This is a genomic window from Streptomyces sp. NPDC002793, from assembly GCF_040295485.1.
Lineage (GTDB): Bacteria > Actinomycetota > Actinomycetes > Streptomycetales > Streptomycetaceae > Streptomyces.
In genome coordinates this window covers 131,164-154,761 of sequence record NZ_JBEOVL010000016.1, presented here as the reverse complement: position 1 = coordinate 154,761, position 23,598 = coordinate 131,164, and the positions used below count along the sequence as shown (strand labels likewise).

At 71.4% G+C, this 23,598-nt stretch carries 22 protein-coding genes; 5 read left to right on the top strand and 17 right to left on the bottom strand.

From position 1 onward, the window contains the following. Position 1 precedes the first annotated feature (1 nt). Entirely contained in the window at positions 2 to 1,633 is a 1,632-nt protein-coding gene (locus ABT001_RS18315; RefSeq protein ID WP_351278308.1) for a carboxyl transferase domain-containing protein, read from the bottom strand. Positions 1,634 to 1,732: 99 nt separating this feature from the next. Between ABT001_RS18315 and ABT001_RS18310 the strand changes: the two genes are divergently transcribed. Both ABT001_RS18310 and ABT001_RS18305 read left to right on the top strand, forming a co-directional pair. Beyond that, the gene (locus ABT001_RS18310) at positions 1,733 to 2,347 is read left to right on the top strand and encodes an SACE_7040 family transcriptional regulator (RefSeq protein ID WP_351278306.1); all 615 of its coding nucleotides are present in this window, start codon (positions 1,733 to 1,735) and stop codon (positions 2,345 to 2,347) included. Between the two features lie 167 nt (positions 2,348 to 2,514). Continuing rightward, complete coding sequence (locus ABT001_RS18305; RefSeq protein ID WP_351278303.1) at positions 2,515 to 3,309, top strand: phosphatase; 795 nt, start codon at positions 2,515 to 2,517, stop codon at positions 3,307 to 3,309. A gap of 7 nt (positions 3,310 to 3,316) precedes the next feature. Here the strand turns inward: ABT001_RS18305 and ABT001_RS18300 are convergent, their stop codons facing one another. From ABT001_RS18300 to ABT001_RS18285, 4 genes are all read right to left on the bottom strand, one after another. Further along, positions 3,317 to 4,546 carry a cytochrome P450 family protein gene (locus tag ABT001_RS18300; RefSeq protein WP_351278301.1) on the bottom strand — a complete coding sequence of 410 codons (1,230 nt, stop codon included), beginning with the start codon at positions 4,544 to 4,546 and terminating at the stop codon, positions 3,317 to 3,319. A 132-nt stretch (positions 4,547 to 4,678) separates the two neighbouring features. After that, positions 4,679 to 5,671, bottom strand: coding sequence for a cation diffusion facilitator family transporter (locus tag ABT001_RS18295; RefSeq protein ID WP_351278298.1), 993 nt, complete (start codon positions 5,669 to 5,671; stop codon positions 4,679 to 4,681). A gap of 28 nt (positions 5,672 to 5,699) precedes the next feature. Further along, positions 5,700 to 6,575, bottom strand: coding sequence for an acyl-CoA thioesterase (locus ABT001_RS18290; protein ID WP_351278295.1), 876 nt, complete (start codon positions 6,573 to 6,575; stop codon positions 5,700 to 5,702). Between the two features lie 21 nt (positions 6,576 to 6,596). Further along, positions 6,597 to 7,754, bottom strand: coding sequence for an acyl-CoA dehydrogenase family protein (locus ABT001_RS18285; protein ID WP_351278292.1), 1,158 nt, complete (start codon positions 7,752 to 7,754; stop codon positions 6,597 to 6,599). Positions 7,755 to 8,020: 266 nt separating this feature from the next. Here ABT001_RS18285 and ABT001_RS18280 point away from each other — a divergent pair, with 266 nt between their 5' ends. Beyond that, the gene (locus ABT001_RS18280) at positions 8,021 to 8,485 is read left to right on the top strand and encodes an Asp23/Gls24 family envelope stress response protein (RefSeq protein ID WP_351278290.1); all 465 of its coding nucleotides are present in this window, start codon (positions 8,021 to 8,023) and stop codon (positions 8,483 to 8,485) included. Between the two features lie 47 nt (positions 8,486 to 8,532). On the opposite strand, the gene ABT001_RS18275 is transcribed toward ABT001_RS18280, so the two are convergent. The 7 genes from ABT001_RS18275 to ABT001_RS18245 all read right to left on the bottom strand — a co-directional run bounded on the left by ABT001_RS18275 (position 8,533) and on the right by ABT001_RS18245 (position 17,599). Further along, complete coding sequence (locus ABT001_RS18275) at positions 8,533 to 8,934, bottom strand: peptidase inhibitor family I36 protein (RefSeq protein ID WP_351278288.1); 402 nt, start codon at positions 8,932 to 8,934, stop codon at positions 8,533 to 8,535. A 171-nt stretch (positions 8,935 to 9,105) separates the two neighbouring features. After that, entirely contained in the window at positions 9,106 to 11,418 is a 2,313-nt protein-coding gene (locus tag ABT001_RS18270; RefSeq protein WP_351278285.1) for a glycoside hydrolase family 3 N-terminal domain-containing protein, read from the bottom strand. 37 nt (positions 11,419 to 11,455) lie between these two features. Further along, the gene (locus ABT001_RS18265; RefSeq protein ID WP_351278282.1) at positions 11,456 to 13,390 is read right to left on the bottom strand and encodes a glycoside hydrolase 5 family protein; all 1,935 of its coding nucleotides are present in this window, start codon (positions 13,388 to 13,390) and stop codon (positions 11,456 to 11,458) included. Positions 13,391 to 13,443: 53 nt separating this feature from the next. Then, positions 13,444 to 14,496, bottom strand: coding sequence for a LacI family DNA-binding transcriptional regulator (locus tag ABT001_RS18260; protein WP_351278279.1), 1,053 nt, complete (start codon positions 14,494 to 14,496; stop codon positions 13,444 to 13,446). Next, entirely contained in the window at positions 14,493 to 15,320 is an 828-nt protein-coding gene (locus ABT001_RS18255; protein WP_351278277.1) for a carbohydrate ABC transporter permease, read from the bottom strand. The genes ABT001_RS18260 and ABT001_RS18255 overlap by 4 nt, the downstream gene beginning before the upstream one ends. 14 nt (positions 15,321 to 15,334) lie before the next feature. Beyond that, positions 15,335 to 16,276 (bottom strand): carbohydrate ABC transporter permease, encoded by a 942-nt coding sequence (locus ABT001_RS18250; RefSeq protein ID WP_351278274.1) that lies wholly within the window; start codon positions 16,274 to 16,276, stop codon positions 15,335 to 15,337. A gap of 30 nt (positions 16,277 to 16,306) precedes the next feature. Further along, on the bottom strand, positions 16,307 to 17,599 hold the full coding sequence (locus ABT001_RS18245) for an ABC transporter substrate-binding protein (protein WP_351278271.1): 1,293 nt from the start codon (positions 17,597 to 17,599) through the stop codon (positions 16,307 to 16,309). Between the two features lie 228 nt (positions 17,600 to 17,827). On the opposite strand from ABT001_RS18245, the gene ABT001_RS18240 reads away from it, so the two are divergent. Continuing rightward, entirely contained in the window at positions 17,828 to 18,682 is an 855-nt protein-coding gene (locus ABT001_RS18240) for an alpha/beta fold hydrolase (protein WP_351278268.1), read from the top strand. Between the two features lie 48 nt (positions 18,683 to 18,730). On the opposite strand, the gene ABT001_RS18235 is transcribed toward ABT001_RS18240, so the two are convergent. Beyond that, complete coding sequence (locus ABT001_RS18235; RefSeq protein ID WP_351278265.1) at positions 18,731 to 19,270, bottom strand: GNAT family N-acetyltransferase; 540 nt, start codon at positions 19,268 to 19,270, stop codon at positions 18,731 to 18,733. A 123-nt stretch (positions 19,271 to 19,393) separates the two neighbouring features. On the opposite strand from ABT001_RS18235, the gene ABT001_RS18230 reads away from it, so the two are divergent. Then, positions 19,394 to 20,254 (top strand): alpha/beta fold hydrolase, encoded by an 861-nt coding sequence (locus tag ABT001_RS18230; protein WP_351278356.1) that lies wholly within the window; start codon positions 19,394 to 19,396, stop codon positions 20,252 to 20,254. 93 nt (positions 20,255 to 20,347) lie between these two features. Here the strand turns inward: ABT001_RS18230 and ABT001_RS18225 are convergent, their stop codons facing one another. The 4 genes from ABT001_RS18225 to ABT001_RS18210 all read right to left on the bottom strand — a co-directional run bounded on the left by ABT001_RS18225 (position 20,348) and on the right by ABT001_RS18210 (position 23,475). Further along, on the bottom strand, positions 20,348 to 21,556 hold the full coding sequence (locus ABT001_RS18225; RefSeq protein ID WP_351278263.1) for a sensor histidine kinase: 1,209 nt from the start codon (positions 21,554 to 21,556) through the stop codon (positions 20,348 to 20,350). Continuing rightward, a complete protein-coding gene (locus ABT001_RS18220) occupies positions 21,553 to 22,296 on the bottom strand; it encodes a response regulator transcription factor (RefSeq protein WP_351278260.1) in 744 nt (247 codons plus the stop codon). Before ABT001_RS18220 ends, ABT001_RS18225 begins: the two co-directional genes overlap by 4 nt. A 4-nt stretch (positions 22,297 to 22,300) precedes the next feature. Continuing rightward, positions 22,301 to 22,867, bottom strand: coding sequence for a DM13 domain-containing protein (locus ABT001_RS18215; RefSeq protein WP_351278257.1), 567 nt, complete (start codon positions 22,865 to 22,867; stop codon positions 22,301 to 22,303). 197 nt (positions 22,868 to 23,064) lie between these two features. Further along, on the bottom strand, positions 23,065 to 23,475 hold the full coding sequence (locus tag ABT001_RS18210; RefSeq protein WP_351278255.1) for a RidA family protein: 411 nt from the start codon (positions 23,473 to 23,475) through the stop codon (positions 23,065 to 23,067). Between the last annotated feature and the right edge of the window lie 123 nt (positions 23,476 to 23,598).

Below are 23,598 nucleotides of genomic sequence, written 5' to 3'. Positions count from 1 at the left end.
ATCACATCCGGAAGACGCCGAAACCGGGACCGCTGGGATCCTTCTCGGCCAGCGGGGCGTTGGCACACGCGGTCAGGGCGAGCCCCAGCACCTGCCGGGTCTCCATCGGGTCGATCACACCGTCGTCCCAGAGCCGGGCGGTCGCGTAGTACGCGCTGCCCTGCTGCTCGTACTGCGCGCGGACCGGATCCTTGAACGCCTCCTCCTCCTCGGCGGGCCACTCCTCGCCGCGTCCCTCGATCTGGTCACGCTTGACGGTCGCCAGCACGGAGGCGGCCTGCTCGCCGCCCATGACCGAGATCTTGGCGTTCGGCCACATCCACAGGAAGCGCGGCCCGTACGCCCGGCCGCACATGGAGTAGTTCCCGGCGCCGTACGAACCGCCGACCACGACCGTCAACTTCGGCACCCTGGTGCACGCCACGGCCGTCACCATCTTGGCGCCGTGCTTGGCGATGCCCCCGGCCTCGTAGTCCCGGCCGACCATGAAGCCGGAGATGTTCTGCAGGAACACCAAGGGGATGCCGCGCTGGTCGCACAGCTCGATGAAGTGGGCGCCCTTCTGGGCGGACTCCGAGAAGAGGATGCCGTTGTTGGCGACGATGCCGACGGGGTGGCCGTGGATCCGGGCGAAACCGGTGATCAGCGTCTGGCCGTACTCCGCCTTGAACTCGGCGAAGCGCGAGCCGTCCACGACCCGGGCGATGACCTCCCGCACGTCGTAGGGCGTACGCGAGTCGACGGGCACCGCCCCGTACAGCCCCGCCGGGTCCGCCTTCGGCTCCTCGGCCGGCTCCACGGACCAGGGGAGCGGGACACGGCCGGGGAGGGTCGCGACGATGTTCTGCACGATCCGCAGCGCGTGCGCGTCGTCCTCGGCGAGGTGGTCGGTGACCCCGGACGTACGGGAGTGCACCTCGCCGCCGCCCAGCTCCTCCGCCGTCACGACCTCACCGGTGGCGGCCTTCACCAGCGGGGGACCGCCCAGGAAGATCGTGCCCTGGTTCCGGACGATGACGGCCTCGTCGCTCATGGCCGGCACGTACGCCCCGCCCGCCGTGCACGAACCGAGGACCGCGGCGATCTGCGGGATGCCGGCACCCGACATCCGGGCCTGGTTGTAGAAGATCCGGCCGAAGTGGTCCCGGTCGGGGAACACCTCGTCCTGCATCGGGAGGAACGCACCCCCGGAGTCCACCAGGTACAGGCACGGCAGCCGGTTCTCCAGGGCCACCTCCTGGGCGCGGAGGTGCTTCTTCACCGTCATCGGGTAGTACGTGCCGCCCTTGACGGTCGCGTCGTTGGCGACGATCACGCACTCCCGGCCGCTGACCCGCCCGATTCCGGCGATCACCCCCGCCGCCGGAGCCGCGCCCCCGTAGAGCCCCTCGGCCGCGAGCGGCGCCAGCTCCAGGAAGGGCGAGCCGGGGTCGAGCAGCGTGTCCACCCGCTCCCGGGGCAGCAGCTTGCCGCGCGCCACATGCCGGGCGCGGGCCTTCTCACCCCCGCCGAGCCGTGCTGTGGCGAGCCGCGTGCGCAGCTCCTCGGTGAGCGCGTGATGCGCCGCCTCGTTGGCCTGCCAGGCCTCCGAGGCGGGATCGGCCGCGCTCACCAGGACCGGTGCCTGCTGCATCCTGTCGAGCCCCCTTGCCCGTACGGCGGTGGTTAATGAGCGTTAACGCGTAGCGCTCAGGTTAACGAGCGCTAACGGCCCTGTCTAGAATCAATTCCCATGAGCACCCATGCCGCCGCCCGTGTCGCGGCCCCCACCCGCCGCGAGCAGATCCTCAGAGAGGCGGCCCGCCTCTTCGCCGAGCGCGGCTTCCACGGTGTGGGGGTCGACGAGATAGGGGCGGCGGTCGGCATCAGCGGCCCCGGCCTCTACCGCCACTTCCCCGGCAAGGACGCGATGCTCGCCGAGCTGCTCGTCGGCATCAGCGAGCGCCTGCTGGCAGGGGGCAGGCTCCGCGTCACCGAGGACGGCGCCTCCCGGGACAGCTCCCCGGAAGCCCTCCTGGACGCCCTCATCGAGGGCCACATCGACTTCGCCCTGGACGACCGCCCGCTGATCACCCTCCACGACCGCGAGCTGGACCGCCTGCGCGACGCCGACCGCAAGCGCGTACGCCAGCTCCAGCGGCAGTACGTCGAGGTCTGGGTCGAGGTCGTCCGCGCCCTCTACCCGGCCCTCGCCGAGAACGAGGCACGCGTCACCGTCCACGCGGTGTTCGGCCTGCTCAACTCCACCCCCCACCTGACCCGCCCCGAAGCCCTCCCGGACCGCGCGGCCACGGCGGCGCTGCTCCACCGGCTGGCCCGGGGGGCCTTCGAGGCCGCGGCGGCGTAGCCCGGCCCCCGCGGACCCCACGAAGGCCGCTGCCGCCCGTGGGCCACGAAGGGCCCGGGGCGGCAGCGGCCGCGCGCGGACGTCGGACGCGCCCGCGTGGTGCACGAACCGTGTCCGTCGGGCAAGACACCAGGCACACAGCGCTTCACCGACTGCACAATGGGTGCATGCCGATACCCAGCCGCGCCGCCCTCATCGAGCACCTCGTCCGCACCCGCATCGCGGGCGACGTCGCCACCCCCCGCGACAACAACCTCTCCCACTACCGCCAGCTCTCCAACGGCAACCGCCACTTCTGGCTGGGTCTTGAGCTCGGTGACCGCTGGCGTGACGAGCAGGACGTGCTGGCCGTGATGGCCGAGAGATGCGGGGTCAGCGACGACCCCGAGCACCGGGTGGGACAGGACACCATCGACCCGGAACTGACCGTCGACGCCCTGGACCGGATGGCCGCCCGGCTGCGGAAGGCGGCGGCGGACGGGGAGCGGGTCCTCTTCGCGACGGGCCACCCGGGAGGGCTGCTCGACGTGCACCGGCAGACGGCGAACGCCCTGCGGGCCGCCGGATGCGAGATCGTACGGATCCCCGGCGGCCTGATGGCCGACGAGGGCATGGTCTTCCAGTTCGCCGACGTCGCGGTGCTGGAGCGTGGGGCGACCCTGTGGCACACCCACTCCCCGGCCCCGATGGCCGCTGTCCTGGACGGCCTGGAGCGCGAGGGCCGGCCGCGCCCTGACCTGGTCGTGGCCGACCACGGCTGGGCCGGGTGCGCGGGGCAGCGCGGGATCGACTCGATCGGCTACGCGGACTGCAACGACCCCGCGCTGTTCCTGGGCGAGGCGGAGGGCACCCTCCAGGTCACCGTCCCGCTGGACGACCACGTCACGGACCCCCGCTACTACGACCCGATGACCGACTACCTGCTGGACGCGGCGGGCCTGCTCCCCTCCGCCGAGGCCTGAGGCACGGTCATCTCCCGGGCCTCAGGCGTACGGGCAGAGACCGGTGGCCGTTGCTGATCAGCGACGCCACCGGCCTCAGGTCCCCTTCCCCGGGGACGAGTTCGGCGTCCGGGAACCGCGTGAAGAAGGCGCTCAGCGCGGCCTCCCCCTCCATCCTGGCCAGCGCGGCGCCGAGGCAGAAGTGGATCCCGTGGCCGAAGGCCAGGTGCTCCTTGGTGATCCGGGTGACGTCGAAGACGTCCGGGTCGTCGTGCCAGCCGGGGTGCCGGTTGGCCGCCGCGTAGGAGGCGAGGATGGCCTCCCCCTTCGCGATGGTCCGTCCGTCGGGCAGCGGGATGTCCGCCACGGCGAACCGCAGGGGGAGGTGCTTGACCGGAGGGGAGTGACGCAAGGTCTCCTCCACGACGTCCAGCCACGACGCGCGGCCCTCGCGGATGTGGGCGAGCTGGTCCGGGTCCGTGAGCAGGGCCGCGACGGCCTGGTCGATCAGATTGCCCGTGGTCTCGTAGCCGGCATTGATCATCAGGAGCAGCGTGTCGCGCAGTTCCTCCTCCGACAGCCCCTCCCCGTCGGCGTTCTCCTCGCTCAGGGCGATCAGCACGGACGCCGTGTCCTCACCCGGCTCGGCCCGCTTGGCGGCGATGAGGGCGTCGAGCATGCCGTACAGCTGCGCGGTGTTGGCGGCGGCCTCCTCGGGGGACAGGGTGGTGGCGAACACGTCGTTCACGAGGACACGGAAGTCACCGGCCCGGTCGTCGGGGACCCCCAGCAGCCTGCCGATGACCGTGATGGGCAGCGGATAGGCGAAGAGGTCGCGGATGTCGACGACCTCACCGGGAGGCGTGGCCTCCAGAGCGTCCAGGAGATCCTCCACGATGCCGTCGACGGCCGGCCTCATCGCCGCGATGCGCCGGGCGCTGAACGCCGGGGCGACGATGCGGCGGAGCCTGCGGTGATCGCCCCCGTAGGCGGTGAACATGTTGGTGGCGGCCACCCACAGCGCCAGCGGCCAGGTCTGCAGCGCCTCCTCGAATCCCGGCCAGTGCCGACGGGGGTCCTTGGACACGTCCGGGCTGGTCAGCAGCTCCTTGAGCAGGGCCGGGTCGGAAACCGACCAGGCCTCGACCCCGAGGATGTCGACGCGCGTCGCGGCGCCCTGGGCGCGTAACAGCTCGTGTTCGGCGTCCGCGTCGCGGGCGACGGGATCCAGGACGATGGGGGCGGGATGCTGGGACACAGCCGGTACTCCTCGCTGGGGAAAGAGATCGGCGGAGTCCTACCCGTCGGCAGGAGGCCGGGACCCGGCGCCCGGGAGCACTCCAGCGTCCAGGAGGCCGACCGGCTCACCCGTGACCGCCCCGCGCGCGAATCAGCTTTCGGGGCGTGCCGTCAGCCGCTGCGCACGCCCTGGTGTCGGATCCAGGTACACCCGCTGGATGGAGGGGTAGCGCTCCCGCAGCTGCTGTTCCGCCTCCTCGCACGCCCACTCGATCTGCGCGGCCGTCGACGCGTCCCGGAAGTCGATCTTCGCGGCGACCAGCATCTCGGTGGGGCCCTGGATCAGGGTGGTCAGCTCCACCACCTCCAGGATGTGCGGCACGGACAGCAGCTCCTCGCGCACCCCGGCCCGCATCCCGGCCGGGAGCGGCCGGCCGATCAGCAGCTGGGCGTTGGACCGGCAGAGCACCCACGCCACGTACACCAGCAGGGCGCCGATGAGGACCGAGGCGATGCCGTCCCAGACCCCTGATCCGGTGAGCTGCCCGCCGAGCAGTCCACCGGCCGCCAGCAGCAGCCCGGCCAGCGCCGCCGAGTCCTCCATCACCACGGCCTTGACCGCCGTGTCCGGGGTCCTGCGGAGATAGCGCGGTGCGGGCATCCGGAGCCGGGCGGCCTCACCGCGTACCTGCCGGAGCCCGGTGCGCAGGGAGAAGCCCTCCAGCAGGAACGCGACCGCGAGCACGAGGTACGAGACGAGCGGATCGCCGAGCTCCTCGCCCCGCAGCAGGGTGTGGACGCCGTCGTACAGGGAGAACACCGCCCCGCCGACGAACGTCGCCACGGCGGCGAGCATCGCCCAGATGTAGCGCTCGGGTCCGTAGCCCAGCGGATGGTCCTCGTCGGCCGGTTTCTCGCTCCGCTTGAGCGCGGTGAGGAGCATGACCTCGGTGACCGTGTCGGCGACCGAGTGCGCGGCCTCCGACAGCATGGCGCTCGAACCGCTGATCAGGCCCGCCACCAGCTTCGCCGCCGCGATACCGAGATTGGCGGCCGCCGCGACGACGACGGTGGACGTGGACTCGCCGCCACCGTCCCGCACGTCGTCGCCCGCATCCCCCGTGGCGTCACTCGCTCCACTCATGAGGGGCAGTATGTCCGAATGTGCGGCTTCAGTCCCTCGGGACGCGGACCAGCCCCTCCTGGATGACCGTGATGGCCAGCTTCCCGTCAGCCGTGTAGATCCTGGCCTGGCCGAGACCCCGCCCCCCGGACGCGGAGGGCGACTCCTGGTCGTACAGCAGCCACTCGTCGGCCCGGAAGGGACGGTGGAACCACATCGCGTGGTCCAGGCTCGCGCCCACCACGTCACCGACCGACCAGCCGCCGCGCCCGTGGGCGAGCAGCACCGAGTCGAGCAGCGTCATGTCGGAGACGTACGTGGCCATGCAGACGTGCAGCAGGGGGTCGTCGGCCAGCTTGCCGTGGGTGCGGAACCAGACCTGGGAGCGCGGCTCGCGCGGTTCACCGGCGGTGGCGAACGGCGGGGCGTCCACGTACCGCAGGTCGACCGCAGCCCGAGCCTCCAGGAGCCGGTCCACGATGCTCGGATCGGTGAAGCGGTCCGCGTACCGGGGCAGCAGCCGCGCCGCCGTGGGCAGGGTCTCCGGATCGGGGGCGGCGGGCATGGCCGCCTGGTGGTCCATGCCCTCCTCGTGCGCCTGGAACGACGCCGACAGGTGGAAGATCGGCTTGCCGTGCTGGACGGCGACGACCCGGCGGGTGGTGAAGGACCGCCCGTCGCGGATCCGGTCCACGCTGTAGACGATCGGCGCGCCAGGGTCCCCGGGGCGCAGGAAGTACGCGTGCAGGGAGTGCGCGCCCCGGTCCTCGGGCACCGTGCGCCCGGCGGCCACCAGGGCCTGGGCCGCGACCTGGCCGCCGAAGACCCGGGGCACGATCGCCGAACGGCTCGTGCCCCGGAAGATGTCCTGCTCGATCCGCTCCAGGTCGAGCAGATCGAGCAGGGAGTCAAGTGCTGCGCTCATGGAGGAGAAACGTAGCCGTTCTCAGAGGCCCATGGACTTGGCGATGATCGACTTCATGACCTCGCTGGTGCCGCCGTAGATGCGGTTGACCCGGTTGTCCGCGTACAGGCGGGCGATCGGGTACTCGTTCATGAAGCCGTAGCCGCCGTGCAGCTGGAGGCACCGGTCGATCACGCGGTGCGCGACCTCGGTGCAGAACAGCTTCGCCGACGCGGCCTCGGCGGCGGTGAGCTCGCCGGCGTCCAGGGCCTCGATCGCGCGGTCGCAGACGGCCTCGGCCGCGTCGACCTCGGCCTTGCAGGCGGCCAGTTCGAACTTGGTGTTCTGGAAGGACGCGACGGTCTTGCCGAAGACGGTGCGGTCCTGGGTGTACTGCTGGGCGAACCGCACGGCGGCGGCGGCCTGCGCGTACGCGCCGACGGCGATGCCCAGGCGCTCCTGCGGGAGGTTCTGGCCGAGGTAGGAGAAGCCCTTGTTCTCCTCGCCGAGCAGGTCCCCGACGGGCACCTTGACGTCCACGAAGGCCAGTTCGGCGGTGTCGGAGACCTTCAGGCCCAGCTTGTCGAGCTTGCGGCCGACCGAGTAGCCCTCGGACTTGGTGTCGACCACCAGGAGCGAGATGCCGTGGCGGCGGTCGTCCGCCTTGGGGGCCTCCGTGCGGGCGCAGACGATGACCTTGTCGGCGTGCACACCACCGGTGATGAAGGTCTTGGCGCCGTTGAGGACGTAGTGCGTGCCGTCCTCGGAGAGCTTGGCCGTCGTCTTCATGCCGGCCAGGTCGGAGCCGGTGCCCGGCTCGGTCATGGCTATGGCGTACATGGACTTGCCGGAGACGAAGTCCGGCAGCCAGCGCTTCTTCTGCTCCTCGGTGGCGTACGCCTTGAGGTACGGCAGGCAGAGCAGGACGTGCACGCCGGAGCCGCCGAAGGAGATGCCGGCCCGGGCGGTCTCCTCGTACACGACCGCCTCGAACTTGAAGGACTCCTCGCCGGCGCCGCCGTACTCCTCGGGCACCTCGATGCCGAAGATGCCCAGCTCGGCGAGCTTGTAGTAGAAGTCGCGAGGCGCCTGGCCCGCGGCGAACCACTCGTCGTAGACAGGGACGACCTCGGCCTCGATGAAGGCGCGGATGGTCTCCCGGAACGCCTCGTGGTCCTCGTTGTAAACCGTACGGCGCACGGGGTGCCTCCTGGTGTCAGCTTCGGCTTCGGTCGCAGTGGCTAAGCGCTTGCTCAGTCCTGGTCAAAAGTTACCCGGCAGTTACGTCGGCTGTCCAGGGTGATGCTGAGCACGCCTGGACCGAGGGGCCGCGCGGTCGCGGAGCGTGGTCGCGCGGAGCCCTCTGTATGCCTCGATGGCGGGCGGCGGCAGGCGGGCGCACAGTGAAGTGAGGAGCTGACGGGGACACGAGCGGCCTCGTCGCATCTACTCACTGAGAGGTAATCATGGCTGATGTCGGAACCCTGAGCGGGAGTTCTCTCACGGACAGCAGTGCGGGAAAGACCGGACGCGGCACCACCACCATCGCGGACGGCGTCGTGGCCACCATCGCCGGGATCGCCATCCGCGAGACCGACGGCGTGCATTCGGTGGGCCGGGGGGCGGCCAAGGCGATAGGCGCGGTCACCGGGCGGAGGTCCGGGTCCTCCGGTGCGGGCCGCGCCGTCAAGGTGGAGGTCGGCGAGGAACAGACTGCGATCGACGTCGAGGTCGAAGTGGAGTACGGCGTACCGGTCCATGAACTCGCCGACCGGATCAGGACGCAGGTGACGGACGCCGTGGAGACGATGACCGGCCTGGAGGTCGTCGAGATCAACATCCACGTCTTCGACGTCCATGTCCCGGACGACGACGAGGACGAGGACGAGACGGGCGACCAAGGCGGCAGGGTGTCCACGCGGGTGCGGTGAGCACCCCGCGCGTCCGCCCCACGCACGCCGCTCGGCGGTGCGGTCGCCTACTGGGGCTTGAACGAGCGGATCTGGTAGTTCCCCTGGAGGTTGCCGCCCTGGCCGGCCAGGGTGGAGCCCACCCGTGACTTGAAGTTCGTCCCTGTGTAGTACTGCACGCGGTGCTCGGTCTTGTTCCACACCGAGAGGACGTTCTTCCCGTTCCGGATGAACGAGCAGTTGTCGGCGGTGTTCTTCATCTCGCGGGCCGACCACTGGCAACGGGTCCCCTCGCCGTTCCAGCCGTCGAAGGCGCAGAAGTAGCCATGGGCGCACCGGGCGAACGCGGCACTCGGGGCGGCGGCCCCCTCGGCGGAGGGCTTGCCCGCGTCGGTGGCGGAGACGGGCCCTGCGCCCAGTCCGAAGGCGAGAGCGACCGCGGCGGCGGCGAGTGCGGTGATGCGGTTCACGAAGGGGCCTTTCACTGTGCGGTGGACGGGCGGCGCCCGTGATCAACGGCAGCGTGGCACCCCGGCGACCCGTGCGGACAGGGCCGAAAGGGGGGCGCCCGGGGCCTGTTCGACGAGGCCGGATGCGCCTGCGCCCACCCGTGCGGCCCGGCCCCTCCTGGCCCGCCGGGGTCAGGAGGCCGCAGGCGTCACCGTGAGCCCGGCCGCCCGGGTGCGCTGCGACGACGGCCCCACCTCGATCGCGAACTCACCCGGCTCCACGGCCCATTCCCCCGCGTACGTGAACGAGGCCAGGGCCTTCGCGTCCAGCGGGAAGGTGACCTCGGCGCTCCCACCCGGTGCCAGCTCCACCCCGGCGAAGCCGCGCAGCTCACGCACGCGTGGCCACGCGGTCCCGCCGAGCACCCTGCGCACGTAGAGCTGGACGGTCTCCCGCACCGGCCGGCCGCCCGTGTTGGCGACGCGGACCGTACAGCTCAGAGGTGCGGGACCGGCGAACAGGTCCGCCGCCACGGACGACCGGGACAGCAGGGGCGCGCCGTACTCGACCGTCGTGTAGGACAGCCCGTGCCCGAAGGGATGGCGCGGGGTGGCGGGCTGGTCGACGTAGCCCCGGTAGCCGTGGTCCTTGCCGTTGTAGAACACCGGCAGCTGGGCGGACGAACGGGGCACGGAGACGGGCAGCCGCCCCTGGGGCCCCGCCGCGCCGAACAGCACGTCCGCGAGCGCGCGTCCGCCCCACGGGCCGGGATACCAGGCGCTCAGCACCGCCGCGGCCTTGGCGGAGAGGTCCGCCAGGGCGTGCGGCCGGCCCTGGACCAGCACCACGACCACCGGGGTCCCCGTAGCTGCGACGGCGTCCAGCAGGGCCGACTGCCCTTCCGGCAGGCCGAGTTCGGCCAGGTCGACGCCCTCCCCGCACGTCATCTCCACCGGGTTCCCCGAGGCGACGACGGCCGCCCCGTTCGCGTCGAAGCGCGTACCGGACTCGCGTGCGCTCGAACCGCCGAGGACCAGCACCGCCACATCGGCGGCGGAGGCGAGCGCCACGGCATCGGGCAGTTCCGACCGGTCACCTCCGACGAGACCGCACCCCGGGGCGTACGTGACGGCGGTGCCGTCGGGCGCCGCCGCCCGGATGCCGGCGAGCACGCTGCCGCCCGCGCCGGGCCGTTGCGGCGCGGTGTAGTCGCCGATCTGCTGCGGCACGGAATCGGCGTTCGGCCCGAGAACCGCGACCGTCCCGATACGGCGGCCGGCCAGCGGCAGCGTCACCCCGTCGTGTTCGAGAAGAGTGACGGACTCGCGGGCGAGGCGTTCACTCAGCCGCTCCAGGCGCGCGGGGTCCGCCCCCCGGGCGCCGGTGTACGGGCGCTCGAAGAGCCCCAGACGGAACTTCAGCGCGAGGACCCGGCCGACCGCCGTGTCCAGCGTGGACTCCTCCACCAGCCCCCGCCGCACGGCCTCCGCGAGCCTCGGGTAGCAGTCGTCCCACAGGCTCAGGTCGGTCCCCGCCCGAAGCGCCGTCGCACCGGCCGCCACCGGATCGCCCGCCATCCTCACCAGGCGGTCGATCGCGAGCCCGTCGGCCATCACCAGACCACCGAAGCCCCACCGCTCCCGGAGGATCCCGGTCAGCAGACGACGGTTCGCCGCGCACGGGACGCCGTCGAACTCGTTGTACGCGGCCATCAGACCCGCCGCGCCGGCCCGCACACCCGCCAGCGCCGCCACGAGGTGGATCTCGTGCAGCTCCCTCGTACCCAGCTCGGTCGCCGCGCTGTTCCGGCCGCCGACCGTGGCCCCCTGCCCGGCGAAGTGCTTGAGGACGACGGCCGCGCGGTCCGGCCCGATGCGCTCCCCGGCCGGGCCCTGCACACCGCGCACCAGCGCCTCCGTGAAGCGCGCCGCCAGGTACGGGTCCTCGCCGAAGCACTCCTCCGCGCGGCCCCAGCGCGGATCCCGCACCAGGTCGAGCGCGGAGACCAGCGCGACGTGGCCGCCACGTGCCCGGAGCTGCGCGGCGGCGAGGGCCGCCGCCTCCTCGTACAGCTCCGGGTCCCAGGTGGCACCGACCGCCAGATTCACCGGCAGCACGGTCCCGTCCAGCGCCTGGATGCCGTGCGGCATCTCCTCCACCAGCAGGACGGGGATGCCCAGCCGGGTGCTCTCGACGACGTGCCGCTGCACCGCGTCGGAGACCCGCGCCCCGTCCGCCGCGCCGATCCCCGTCTCCGCCGTCACCCCGGACCACGGATCGGCGCGCTGGAGCCCGTACAGCGCGCCCATCCCGTCGTACGCGGCCACCTCCGCACGGAACGCGTCCGTCAGCCGGTGGCCGGACGGGGTGCGCTCGTACGCGTCCCAGCCGTACATCCGCTGGTTGACCTGGCCCACCTTCTCGGTGAGCGTCATCCGCGACAGCAGATCGCGCACCCGGTCGGCGACGGGCGCCTGCGGATCACGGAACAACGGCTCGGACATCGGGTGGCTCGTTTCAGGGAGTCGGGAGGAGGGACGGTCAGCTCAGTTCGAGCACGCGCACGCCGTACGGAGCGAGGGTCACGGCAGGCACCGGACCCCCGCCCGTCAGCTCGCGCAGCTCCCCGTCCACCGACGGGCGCACGGTCAGCTCCTCACCGGACTGGCTCACCAGCCACACGAAGCGGGAACCGTCCTCGCGGACCAGCGTGTCGGCGCTGACGTACGGGGTGTCGACCGTCACCGGCCGTGCCGCACCGGCGATCTCGGCGAGCGCCGCGTACAGCCGGTGCGTCTGCTCGGGGTTGGCACGGGCCGTACGCGCGGCCATGTGCTCCAGCGGATACGTGGCCAGGACCGTGCGGCCCGCTCCCGTCTCGTAGCGCAGGAGGGCCGGGCGGCCGTGCGCGTCGGTGGCGACGACCCGTGCGCCGTCCGGCACGACGGGCAGATAGGCGCGGCTGTCCTCGTTGCCCGCGACCGGGAACGTCAGCACCTCTCCCGCGGCTATCGAACCGAAGTCCTCGGCGAACGTCATCTCCAGGACGTCGTCCTCGATCGGCTCGGCGACCCCGTACGACAGCTGGAGCTCCACCCCGAACAGCCCGTCGAGGTCGTGGAACCACGGACCGCGCGTCGTCGGGTACTCACCCGAGCAGAACGACAGGTAGACCGTGGCCCCCTCCTTCGCCCGGCGCTCCAGCGCACGCCGGGTGCGGGTGGTCAGCTGGCGGGTCGACGGCAGCAGATACAGCGAGGCGTCGTCGGGCAGCCCGTCCGCCTCCCGGGCGAACGCCACCGGCAGGTCCGCGCCCCGCGCCGCCACGTAACCCTGGTGGAGCGAGGTGAAGATCAGCGGGCGGTCGGCGGGCCTGCTGTAGGGGTAGCCCCGCTCCAGGAAGGCCGGCACCACGAGAGCCGCGTCCGCGTCGGTACGGCGGCAGCGTGCGAAGTCCACCTGCTCCAGGACCTTCGCGAAGGCGGCCAGCTCGCGCAGCGGCTCCTTCGGGCGCCCGGCGTGATCGGTGATCCCGAAGTGCATCTCGAAGGGGTGGTGGTCGTAGGGCGACTGCTCCCACAGGTCGTCGTAGTCCGTGTTGTTCCAGGCCATCCAGCCGGTGGCCCCGCCCAGCAGCGAGTTGTGCAGGGTCTGCCGGTAGAAGATCCCGGCGTTCGCCGCCGAGACCGTGTCGGTGGAGAGCCCGAACTCCTCCAGCACGACAGGCTGACCCGTGACGGCGGCCAGCTCGCACTCGAACGCGGCACGGTAGTGCTGGCGCGGCCGGTCCGTGTCGGAGCGGTAGACGTGCGGCCCCACGAAGTCGACGTACTCGGCGGTCTCACGCAGCGAGAAACCGTTGTCCCGGCCGGTCACCTCGATGCCCCAGGCGCCGTCGCCCAGCGACACCGGCTGGGTGCCGCCCGCGGCGCGCACCGCGTCACACATGAACTGCGCCCACGCGGTGACGACATCGCTCGACGGCGGGTCGACCTGGTAGATCCGGCCGTACCCCGGCATCTCGTTGGTGATCAGCCAGCCCGTGACCGCCGGGTGGTCCTTGAAGCGCCGGGTCATCTGGGAGACGAACCACGCCTGCCGGCCGACGAGCCACACGTCCTCGTACAGATCCCGGTCACCACGCCACGCCGGGTCCCAGTTCTCACCCGACATGTGCCCGACGATGAACGTGGGGACCGTGCCCATCCCCAGCTCCTGGTGCGCGTCGAGGAAGTCCCGGAAACGGTCGCAGAGTTCCTCGTCGATCCTCCCCGGTTCCGGGTGGAAGTCGGGCCAGTAGAAGAACGACCTGGTCATGTTCAGGCCGTGCTCCCTGAGCACGGCCAGCTCCTCGCGGACCGTGCCCGGCTCGTAGTTCCGCCACATCAGCGGACCGCCGGTCCGGGACCAGAAGTTGGTGCCGAGCCACGGGAGGACGGCGGAGTCGTGGGTGAGCTGGGCGCTGTGGCGTCGCATGGTGTTTCCGGGTCCTCTTCGGTGTGCGGGGGGTGCCGTGGTGGTGCGGCGGATCAGGGCGGGGAGGTCAGCGGGCCCGTCGATTCCCGTACGACGAGACGGGGTCGGCCGTCGAGCACCGGCGGGGGCACCTCCTCCCCGCAGCCGGCGAGCAGGGTGAGCGCGGCGGCCGCACCGACGCGCTGGACCTGCTGGTCGACGGTGGTGAGCCGGGGGTGGACCCAGCGGCCGAGCGAGAGGTTGTCGTACCCGATGACCGACAGGTCACCGGGCACCCGGAGCCCGGCGCGCTGCGCCGTGCCGATGCCGCAGACGGCCATGGAGTCGTTGGGGAACACGAGGGCCGTCGGCCGTTCGGGCAGTGCGAGCAGCTCCTCGGTGACGGCGACGGCGGCCCGCTCGGTGAAGTCGCTGTGCCGTACGGCGACGGGGCGCAGACCCGCCTCGGCCAGGGACTCCTCGAAGGCGGCCAACCGCAGCCGGGTGTGCAGCAGTTCGGCCGGACCCGCGACGTAGGCGACGCGACGGTGGCCCAGCTCCAGCAGATGGGCGACCGCCTCCCCTATGCCGGCGCCCTGCTGCCCTAGCCCCACGCGGGGCACGGGCGATTCGCCGTCGGGCGCGCCCAGGAGCACGGCGGGCAGCCCGAGGCCCCGCAGCAGGTCCGGGCGAGGGTCGTCGGCGCGGGCGTCGGTCAGCACGGCGCCGTCTATGCGGCCCTCCGCGACCAGCCGTTCGTAGAGCGCGTTCTCCTGGGCCATGTCGGCGACCAGGTGGAGCAGCAGACCGTAGCCGCGTGGGGCGAGTTCGCCCTCCAGACCGGTGATCAGCTCACCGAAGTGCGGGTCGGAACCCAGCACGTCGGTGGGCCGCCGGACGACCAGCGCGATCGTCCGCGTACGGGCCCGGCGCAACGCCGTCGCGGAGGCGCTCGGGGACCAGCCCAGCTCCGTGGCCGCGTCCAGCACCCGGCGGCGGGTGGCCTCCGAGATCCGGCCGGTGCCGTTGACCGCCTGGGACACCGCGGCGGTGGACACCCCCGCCGCCGCGGCCACGGCCTTGATGGTGGGACGTACGGCGGTACGCCCTTCGAGTCGCTTGTTCACATCTTCACTGCCCCACTGACGAGAGCCTGCTGCATCCGCTTCTGGAGCACGGTGTAGACCACCCAGACCGGGACCAGGGTCAGCACCGTGCCCGCCGTAAGGATGCCGTAGTCCGTACCCGTCAGGGACTTGAGCGTGGGCAGGGCGACCTGCACGGTCCGCTGCTCCGGGTCGGGGCCGATGATGACGAGCGAGTAGAGGTACTCGTTCCAGAAGGTCAGGAAGTTCAGCAGCAGGATCGTCGCGATGCCCGGCATGCACATCGGGGTGTAGACGTGCCGCAGGACGGCGAAGGTGGACGCGCCGTCCATGCGCGCCGCCTCCTCCATCTCGCGCGGGATGGTGCGCATGAACTGCACCAGGATGACGACGGACAGCGGCATCGCCGTGGCCGGCAGGAACAGCACCATGAACGCGCGGGTGTGGAACAGCCCGGTGGCGGCGGCGAGCAGGAACGTCGGGAAGAGCGCGGCGAACGTGGGGACCAGGAAGCCCAGCGAGAACACCCGCTCGACCAGGGCCCCGAGGCGCCCCTCGGTACGGGCGATGGCGAAGGCCGCCGGTATCGCGAGGCCCAGGGTGAGGGCCAGGGCCAGCACGGTGACGAGCATCGAGTTGAGGACGGCGGGACCGAGGTGCGCGGAGGAGAACGACTCGGTGAAGTTGGCCGTCGAGAGCGAGGTGGGGAGGGAGAAGGGGCTCCCGAAGATCTGGTCGTTCGTCTTGAACGCCGAGACCAGCAGGTAGTAGAGGGGGACGACCAGCAGCACCATGTACAGCCACGCGAAGATGTGCGCCGGCAGCCAGGACCTTCCGAACTTCATGGGACCAGCTCCGATCAGTAGTTCTGGCGGAAGACGCGGCGGATGGTCAGCAGCCCGGCAAGACCGACCAGGAAGAGGACCACACCGACGGTCTGGCTGTAGCCGAGGTCGGCCGCGATGAACGCCTTCTGGTAGACGAGGAAGGACAGCGTCGTCGACGAGCTCCCCGGCCCGCCCTGGGTCAGCAGCAGCACGTTCTGCGCGGAGCCGAACAGCGTCCAGAGGAACTGGAGCATCGTCACGACACCCACGAAGTCACGGATGACGGGGAAGTGGATGCGCCACATGGCCCGCCAGTGCCCGGCACCGTCGAGCTGCGCGGCCTCACCGATCTCGTCCGGGACGCTGCCGAGCCTGGCCGCGAACAGCACGGCGGTGAATCCGATGCCGCTCCACACGTCGAGGAGGATCAGGGAACCGAGCGCGGTGGAGGGCGAGGCGAGCCAGGCGTCGGTCAACGAACCGAGGCCGACCTTGTCCAGGGCGCCGTTGAGCAGGCCGTCGGGCGACAGGACCGCGTAGAACACCATCGCCTTGGCGGGGGTGGAGATCAGCCCGGGGATGAAGAGCAGATACCGCAGGACGCGGTGGCCCGGCGGTTTCTGCGCGACGTAGTAGCCGAGCATGTACGCCCCGATGATCATCAGGGGTACGGCGACGACGAGTTGTACGGCGGTGTTCCGCACCGCGTCCCAGAAGACCGGGTCGTCGAGGACGGCGCTGATGTTGCCGGTTCCGGCGAAGGAGACCGGCTGGAGCATGCCGGGCCAGTGCAGGGCGGCGATCACGAAGATGGCGACCAGCGGGCCGACCATGAAGACCAGGTACCAGACCAGCGCGGGCACGGCGAGGATGACCCCGCCCTGCGTACGGCGCTTCGTGGTGGAGGCGGACGGCGGGGGTGGGACCGGTCCGCGGACCGAGGCGCCGCCCGGGGCGGACGAGAGCATCGTCATGGGAGGACTCGCAGAGGTCGGGCGCGCGGATCAGGCCGTGCGGTAGGCGGATTCCAGGGCGGAGCGCACGGAGGCCGCGCTCGTCCCCCGGGTGAAGGCGGTGCTGGTGGCGGTGATCAGCGGCTGGGTGGCGGTCGGCGGGACGTAGAGGTCGGGCAGGAGTGCCTGGCCGACCCGGTCGCCGAGCCGCTGGGCCTCGGCGACCAGCGGGAAGTCCTTGCTGACCGTGTCGGTCACGAGCGCCATGTCCCGGCCGCTCTCGGTGATGAAGCGCGAGACCACGTCGGGCCGGTACATGAAGCGGAGGAACTTCTCGACGGAGGACAGCTTCTTCACGCCGTTGGGGCTGATCCAGAAGCCGATCAGGGTGTACGAGCGCAGGATGGTCGGCTTCTCGTGAGCGGCACCCGGCGCGAGCGGCCAGCCACCGATCTCGGTGTGCCCGGCCGCCTTCGCGGGGACCTTCGCCAGGGCGGAGGACATCGCGGACTGGATGGCAGCCGCCTCGGTGTTGTACTGCGTGGTCATCGTGTCGGAGGTCAGCCCCTGCGCCTTGTCGGCGAAGACACCGGCGTCCCGGAGGGCCACGAAGTAGTCGATGCCCTCGCGGGCTCCCCGGCTGCCGCTGAAGTCGCCGGTCGTGTAGACCTGCCGGGCGTCCTCGGGGGTGAGGAAGGTCTGGATGATCTGGGCCAGCAGCTTCTGCCCGGTCCAGTCGTTGCCGCCGACGGTGACGGGCGCGATGCCCTTGGCCCGCAGCTTCCGCGCGGCGCCGATGAGCTGGTCCCCGGTGGTGGGGACGGAGCCGACGCCGGCCCGGTCGAGCAGGTGGGTGTTGAAGGCGACGGGCCAGTTGGTGGCGAAGTACGGGAAGGCCCGGAGCCTGCCCTTGCCGTCGGACCACTCCGTCAGGGCGGCGGGCAGGACACGCTCCCGCAGCCCCCAGTCGTCGAGGTAGCCCTTGACGTCGACGGTGGCGCCGACGTCGGTCCAGGCGAGCGTCTTGTCGTACAGGTTGACCATGACCACGTCCGGCTCCTTACGGGCCAGCCGTGAGGTCTCGTAGACCTGGGGGAGGTCGTCGCCGTTGACGAGGTTCTTGACCCGGATGTCCGGGTTCTCCTTCTCGAAGGCCTTGACGACCGCGGTGTACGTGGCGGAGCCCGGCGCGGTGGTGCCGAGCTGGGTGTGGACGAGTAGGGAGCCGGGGTCGGAATCGGCCGAGGCGAGCGTGGAGCAGCCGGACATTGCGGGCAGCGCGGTAGCGGCGGCGAGGCCGGAACCAGCAGCAAGGAAACCGCGCCGACTCAGGGGTGAGCGCACAGCGGGATGTCTCCAACCAGGACGTTAACCGGAGTGGTTAATCGATGTACCAGCGGGTTGCGAGAAACTTAGGTGCGAGGGAAGGGATGGTCAACCCCTGGTTGCACATGCTGGAAGATCCGGCATTTCGGGCAGGGGTGGGGTGGGTGGAATGCGGTGAGACGCCGATGCGGAGGGCGTTCCCCCTCCGGGCATTGCTCCGGAGATCATTCTGTTGGAGGCTGAGGCATGCAGAATCAGCCGACCTTCGTCCTGGTCCACGGGGCCTTCGCGAATTCGTTCTCGTTCGCACCGCTGCAGGCGGAACTCGCCCTGCTCGGACACCGGTCCGCCGCGGTCGACCTCCCGGGGCACGGCTTCGAGGCGACCTTCCCCGCGCCGTACCAGGCTCCACAGGATCTCGACGCCCTCGCCTCGGAACGGGGGAGCATCACGGGGGTCACGCTCGCGGACAACGCCGCCCGCGTGATCGAAGTCCTCGAAAGGGCCAAGCGGAACGGGCCCACCGTCCTCGTCGCCCACAGCAGGGGCGGCGCCACGTGCACCGCCGTCGCCAACGCCCGGCCCGAGCTGATCGACCGGATCGTCTACGTCTCCGCCTGGTGCCCCGTCGAACTGGAGGCGAACGACTACTACGCCGAGCCGGAGATGGCCGACGTCGACCAGGGAGCCCTGGCCGCCGCGCTCGTCGGGAACCCGGCCGAGCTGGGCCTTCTCCGGGTCAACTTCCGCACCGCAGAAGCGGCGACGCTCGCCGCGTTCAAGCAGGCGTTCGCCGCCGACCTCACCGATGACGAGTTCCGCACCTTCCTGAACACCTTCCAGCCCGATGAGAACCTCGACATGGGCACGTCCGCCGACCGGGCGCAGGCGGCGACCTGGGGCCGGATCCCGAGGACCTACGTGCGCCTGGCCGCCGATGCCAGCCTCCCGCCCGCCGTGCAGGACCGCATGATCCGCGAAGGCGACGCGCTCACTCCCGACAACCCCTTCGACGTCCGGACGCTCGAGGGCAGCCACCTCCGCTGGCTCGTCCGTCCGAAGCCCGCCGCCGAGCTGCTGGCGGGCCTCGCGAAGCTCTGACGATGCTCCCGGCCGGCCGCTCCCCGCCGGCCGGCCGAACCGGGAGGGTCAGACCCTCAGCCCACGCGCGATGCGGTACAGCACGTTGGGACGCAGTGGCCCTTCGGGCTCGGTGGGGTCGTCGAAATCGTCCGCCGGGTCCCGGGTCATGCCGATCCGGCGCATCACCGCCTGGGAACGGACGTTGGTGGCAGTCGTCACCGCGAGGATCTCGGGAAGTCCGAGCGTCTTGAAGCCGAAGGCCAGACCGGCCGAGGCGGCCTCGGTGGCGTAACCCTGGCCCCATGCCGGGCGAGCGAGCCGCCAACCGATCTCCACCCCCGAGAACGGCATGCCGTCGTCCACCTGGTCCAAGCCCGCGAAGCCGATGAACTCACCCGTGGCCCGCAGCTGAACTGCCCACCATCCGTAGCCCCTTCGGTCGAAATCGTCCTGGAACCGCGCGACGGAGGCATCGCTCTGCTCACGGGTGAGCAAGCCGCCCAGGTGCTGCCGGACCTCGGGATCAGCATTCATCGCCGCCCACGGTGCAAGGTCGGAATCCTGCCATCGACGGAGCAGGAGGCGATCGGTACGCAGTTCAGTCATGCTGCCAGGCAACGTCAGCGCTGTCCCCGAGGCAACCCGATTTCTGGGGGACTGCTACCGCCTCGCCCCGCCGGGCCTTCACGGTGGCTGAGTGACACCGGTAGGTTCTCAGCGGTGACCTTGATGGAGACGCAGGGCCTCACGTCGATGAGCGACGAGGCGCGGTTACGTTGGTCGACGCTGGGGGACACGGCTCGGCGGCCGGCCGTGATCCTGCTCCACGGCGGTCCGGGGCTGCCGGACTATCTGGGCGATGTCGCCCCCATGATCGCGGACCTGGCACCCGTGTACCGGTACGACCAACGCGGCACAGGCCGGTCCCCGTGGCGGGGCTCCCATACCTTCGCCCGTCATGTCGACGATCTCGTCGAGCTGCTCGACGCCTGGGACGTGCCCGAGGCCGTGCTGATCGGGCACTCCTACGGCACCGACCTGGCGAGCCGGTTCTGCATGGCGCATCCTGACCGGGTCGCCGCGATGCTGCTGATGTGCGGGCCGTTCGTCGGTGACTGGCGTGCCGGGTACCGAGCGGAGAGAGGCCGCCGCATGTCCGCAGCGCAGCAGGAACAGCTCCGCTGGTTGCAGGAGTTGCCGCACCGCACGGAGGAGCAGGAAGTCGAGCTGCTCACCCTGGCCTGGTTCACCGACCACGCCGATCCCGAACGTGGCCGGCACCGGGCCGCGCATGGCGCACGGCGGCGTCGACCCGTCAACTGGTCCATGAACAGTGAGCTCGGCAAGGAAGCCCGCGCGGACCCGCTCGACGGGCATCTTACCGAGCTCCGCGCATGCCTGCCCGCGCGGACGGAGCTCCTCGGAGGGGCCGACGACCCTCGTCCTGTGTCGGTGCTCGAAGCACTCGCGCTCAGGCTCGACCTTCCGCTGACCCGGGTCGAAGACGCCGGACACGAGCCCTGGTCGGAGCAGCCCGACACCGTGCGTGCGCACCTTCGGCGCTTCGTGCACGGCACGGCGGGCTCCTGACGGCCCCTGCTTCGGCGCTCGGCTCCCCGCCGGCGGCTTCCCGAGCCGGGCCTCCGGGCCTGCGGAAACCGGCCGAGCGGTGAGGAGCAGCCCTCACATGTCCTGTGAGGGCTGCGGGGTGCCGGTGGCGGGCAGAGCGATCTCGAAGCGGCATCCCACGGCGGTGTTGCGAACCGAGGCGTGACCGGCGTGGGCCTCGACGATGCCGCGGACGATGGCGAGTCCGAGGCCCGCTCCGCTGTCCCCGTGCCGCTCCGGGGCGGCGGCAGCCGCCGTACCGTGCTCGGAGGGCGTCCAGGGATCCTTGACCGTCGCTTCGGGGGGTGTGCGGGCCTCACCGCCGCGCCAGCCCGTGTCGAAGACGCGCGACAGGTCCTGCTCCGCGATCCCGCCGCAGCCGTCCGCCACGCCGAGTACCACCCGGTCGCCCTCGGGATGCGCGCTCACCGCGACGGTACCGTCAGCGGGCGTCGCCCGGATGGCGTTGACCAGGAGGTTGCCGAGCACGCGCGTCATGGCCTGGGCGTCGACCCGGACCGGAAGCGCCGCGACTCCGCCGTCCACCAGACGCACCCCGCGGTCGTGGGCCAGCGGCCGGGCCGTGGCGAGGGCGTCGTCGATCAGGTCGTAGACCGACACCCGGGTCAGGGTCAGTTCCAGGGAACGGGCCTGGATGCGGGAGAGCTCGAAGAGGTCGTCGACCATGCCGGACAGCCGGTCGGCCTCGACCCGGATCCGGGTGTGGAAGCGGCCGGGGTCGGGTGCGACACCGTCCTCCAACGCCTCGGCCATTGCCCGCAGCCCGGCGAGCGGGGTGCGCAGGTCGTGGGAGATCCAGGCGATCAGCTCCCTCCGCGAGGTGTCCAGCGACCTCTCGCGGTCCTGCGCGGCCCGTAGCCGGGACCCGGCCCTCTCCAGAGCGGCGGCGAGCGCGGCGAGCTCACTGGTGGGCGGGTCCACCGGGGCGGCGAAGCCGGGGCCACCGACAGTGGCGGCGGCCAGCGCCAGCTCCCGGCTGCCCGCGGCGATCCGGCGTCCGAAGAGGAGTGCGGCTCCGAGGGAGATCGTTCCCGAGACGGCGACCACGATGAGCACCACACGGAGGTCGTGGTTCGACAGGAACATCTCCAGCGCCACCGCGACCGTGCTCGCGGCCATCGCGACGACGGCGAGCGCGGCGACCGCGAACATCGACAGGACCACGGAGCGGCCGCGCAGCCAGGTGATGACGGGAGCTGCCAGTACTCCGGCGAACAGTGCGCCCAGAGCGGCCAGGGCGACGATGATCAGCATGTCGATCACGACCGGACGTCCTCACGGCCGGCTTCGTCCCCGGGCGGGTCGAAGCGGTATCCGGCGCTCCACACCGTGCTGATGAGCTTCGGCACGGCCGGATCGTCCTCGATCTTCTCGCGCAACCGCCGGACGTGCACGGTGACGGTCGACATGTCGCCGAACTCCCATCCCCACACGTGCAGCAGCAGCTCCTCACGGGAGAACACCCGGCCGGGATTGCGCAACAGGAAGGCCAGCAGATCGAACTCCCGTGCTGTGAGGTTCAGTTCACGGCTACCGCGCCGTGCCCGCCGTGCGCCCGGACTGGCGACGAGGTCACCGGCCCTCAGGTCCCTCGTGGCGGCAGAGGGCGGCTGGGCCTCGGCGCGGCGCAGGACGGAGGCCACGCGCAGCACCAGTTCGCGGGGGCTGAACGGCTTGGTCATGTAGTCGTCGGCGCCCAGCTCCAGACCCAGGATCCGGTCCGATTCCTCCCCCCGAGCGGTCAGCATCACCACCGGTACCGGATGCCCGCCGCCCGCACGCATCCTGCGGCACACCTCCAGGCCGTCCAGCCCCGGCAGCATCAGGTCGAGGACGACCAGCTGCGGGCGCAGGGCGGCGACCGCTTCCAGGGCGGCGAGGCCGTCGGCGGCGTGTTCGACCTCGTAGCCGGCGGCGACGAGGTATCCGGTGACGACCTCGGCGACGGTCGGATCGTCCTCGACGACGAGGACCCGGCGGGCAGAGGCAGGGCGGACCGTCACCGAATCAGCCCTCGATCCGGGCGAGATCGGCAGCGCCGAAGGAGACCGAGAACCGTGCGCACCAGATGACGGCACTGTGGAACCGGGACAGGTCGGTGCCGGCCGGGACGGTGTAGTTCTGGTTCCCCCGATCGCCCTTGAGCTCTCCGAGTGCGAGGGCCCCGTCCCCGAGCCCCGCTTCGACCGCGTCGGCGTCGCGAGTAGACAGGTAGACCTGTACGTCAGGACCTTCCGAGGACGCGAAATCCTCGATCCGCAGCACCTGGCCGCCGTCCGCGAGCTGGACCGTGCGTGCGCTGCCGCTGGTGCCGTGCTCATGGGACACGAAGCGGCCCATGGCGAGGCTCTTCGGTCCGGTGTCCTGAGCCGAGGGTTCCTCGCCGTTCCTGCGGGCCGTGTCCTTCACAGCCGGTCCGCCGTTCGCCGCGGGGGCGGAAGCACCGGGCAGCGCCTCGTCCACGGTCGTGTCGGTGAACGCCTTCCACGGCTGGAAGAGGAAGAGCCCGATGCCGGCGACGACCGTCAGGACGAGCAGGACGGGCACAGCGGTACGACGGTACGAACGTGACACCAGGACCTCCGGAGGGCGACGAGCGGGCCGGCCGCGGCCGACCGCCCCAGCATGCGCCCATCCAAGCCACGTCCCGCCCGCCGGGGCAGTGACGGTCCTTCTCCGTAAGACACCGGTAACACGGCTGACGGGCCGTGGGCGCTGAGGCGCCCTCGTCGTGGACGTCCCCTGCCCGGCGGAGGCCGGGCGCCGGGCGGTCAGGAGTCGAGCACGGCGGCGACGCCTTCGATCTCCACCAGTTGGTCGGCGTATCCCAGAACGGTGACGCCGAGGAGCGTACTCGGGACGTCGTGGGCGCCGAACGCGTCCCGGACCACCTGCCAGGCGGTCACCAGGTCCTCCTGGCGCGTGGAGGCGACCAGTACGCGCGTGCTGACGACGTCCTCCAGGTCGGCCCCCGCCGCCGCGAGCGCGGTCCTCATGTTCTCGACGGCCTTCGCCGCCTGGCCGGCGTAGTCGCCGACGGCCGCCGTGGACCCGTCCTCGTTCAGGGGGCATGCCCCGGCGAGGAAGATCAACCGCGCGTCGGCGGGGGCGGTGGCGGCGTAGGCGTACTCGGCCACGTCGGACAGGGCGGTGGAACGGATGAGCGTGACGGCGCGGGGCATGGCATCCAAGTCCTCGTGGACGGGCTGGGTTCGTCTTTCTAGCAGACAGCTGTCCGGACTTCCCGTCATTTCCGCCCTGGCTCCGCTCGCCGAGGACCGGCAGCACAGGAAGAGTGCCGGCCC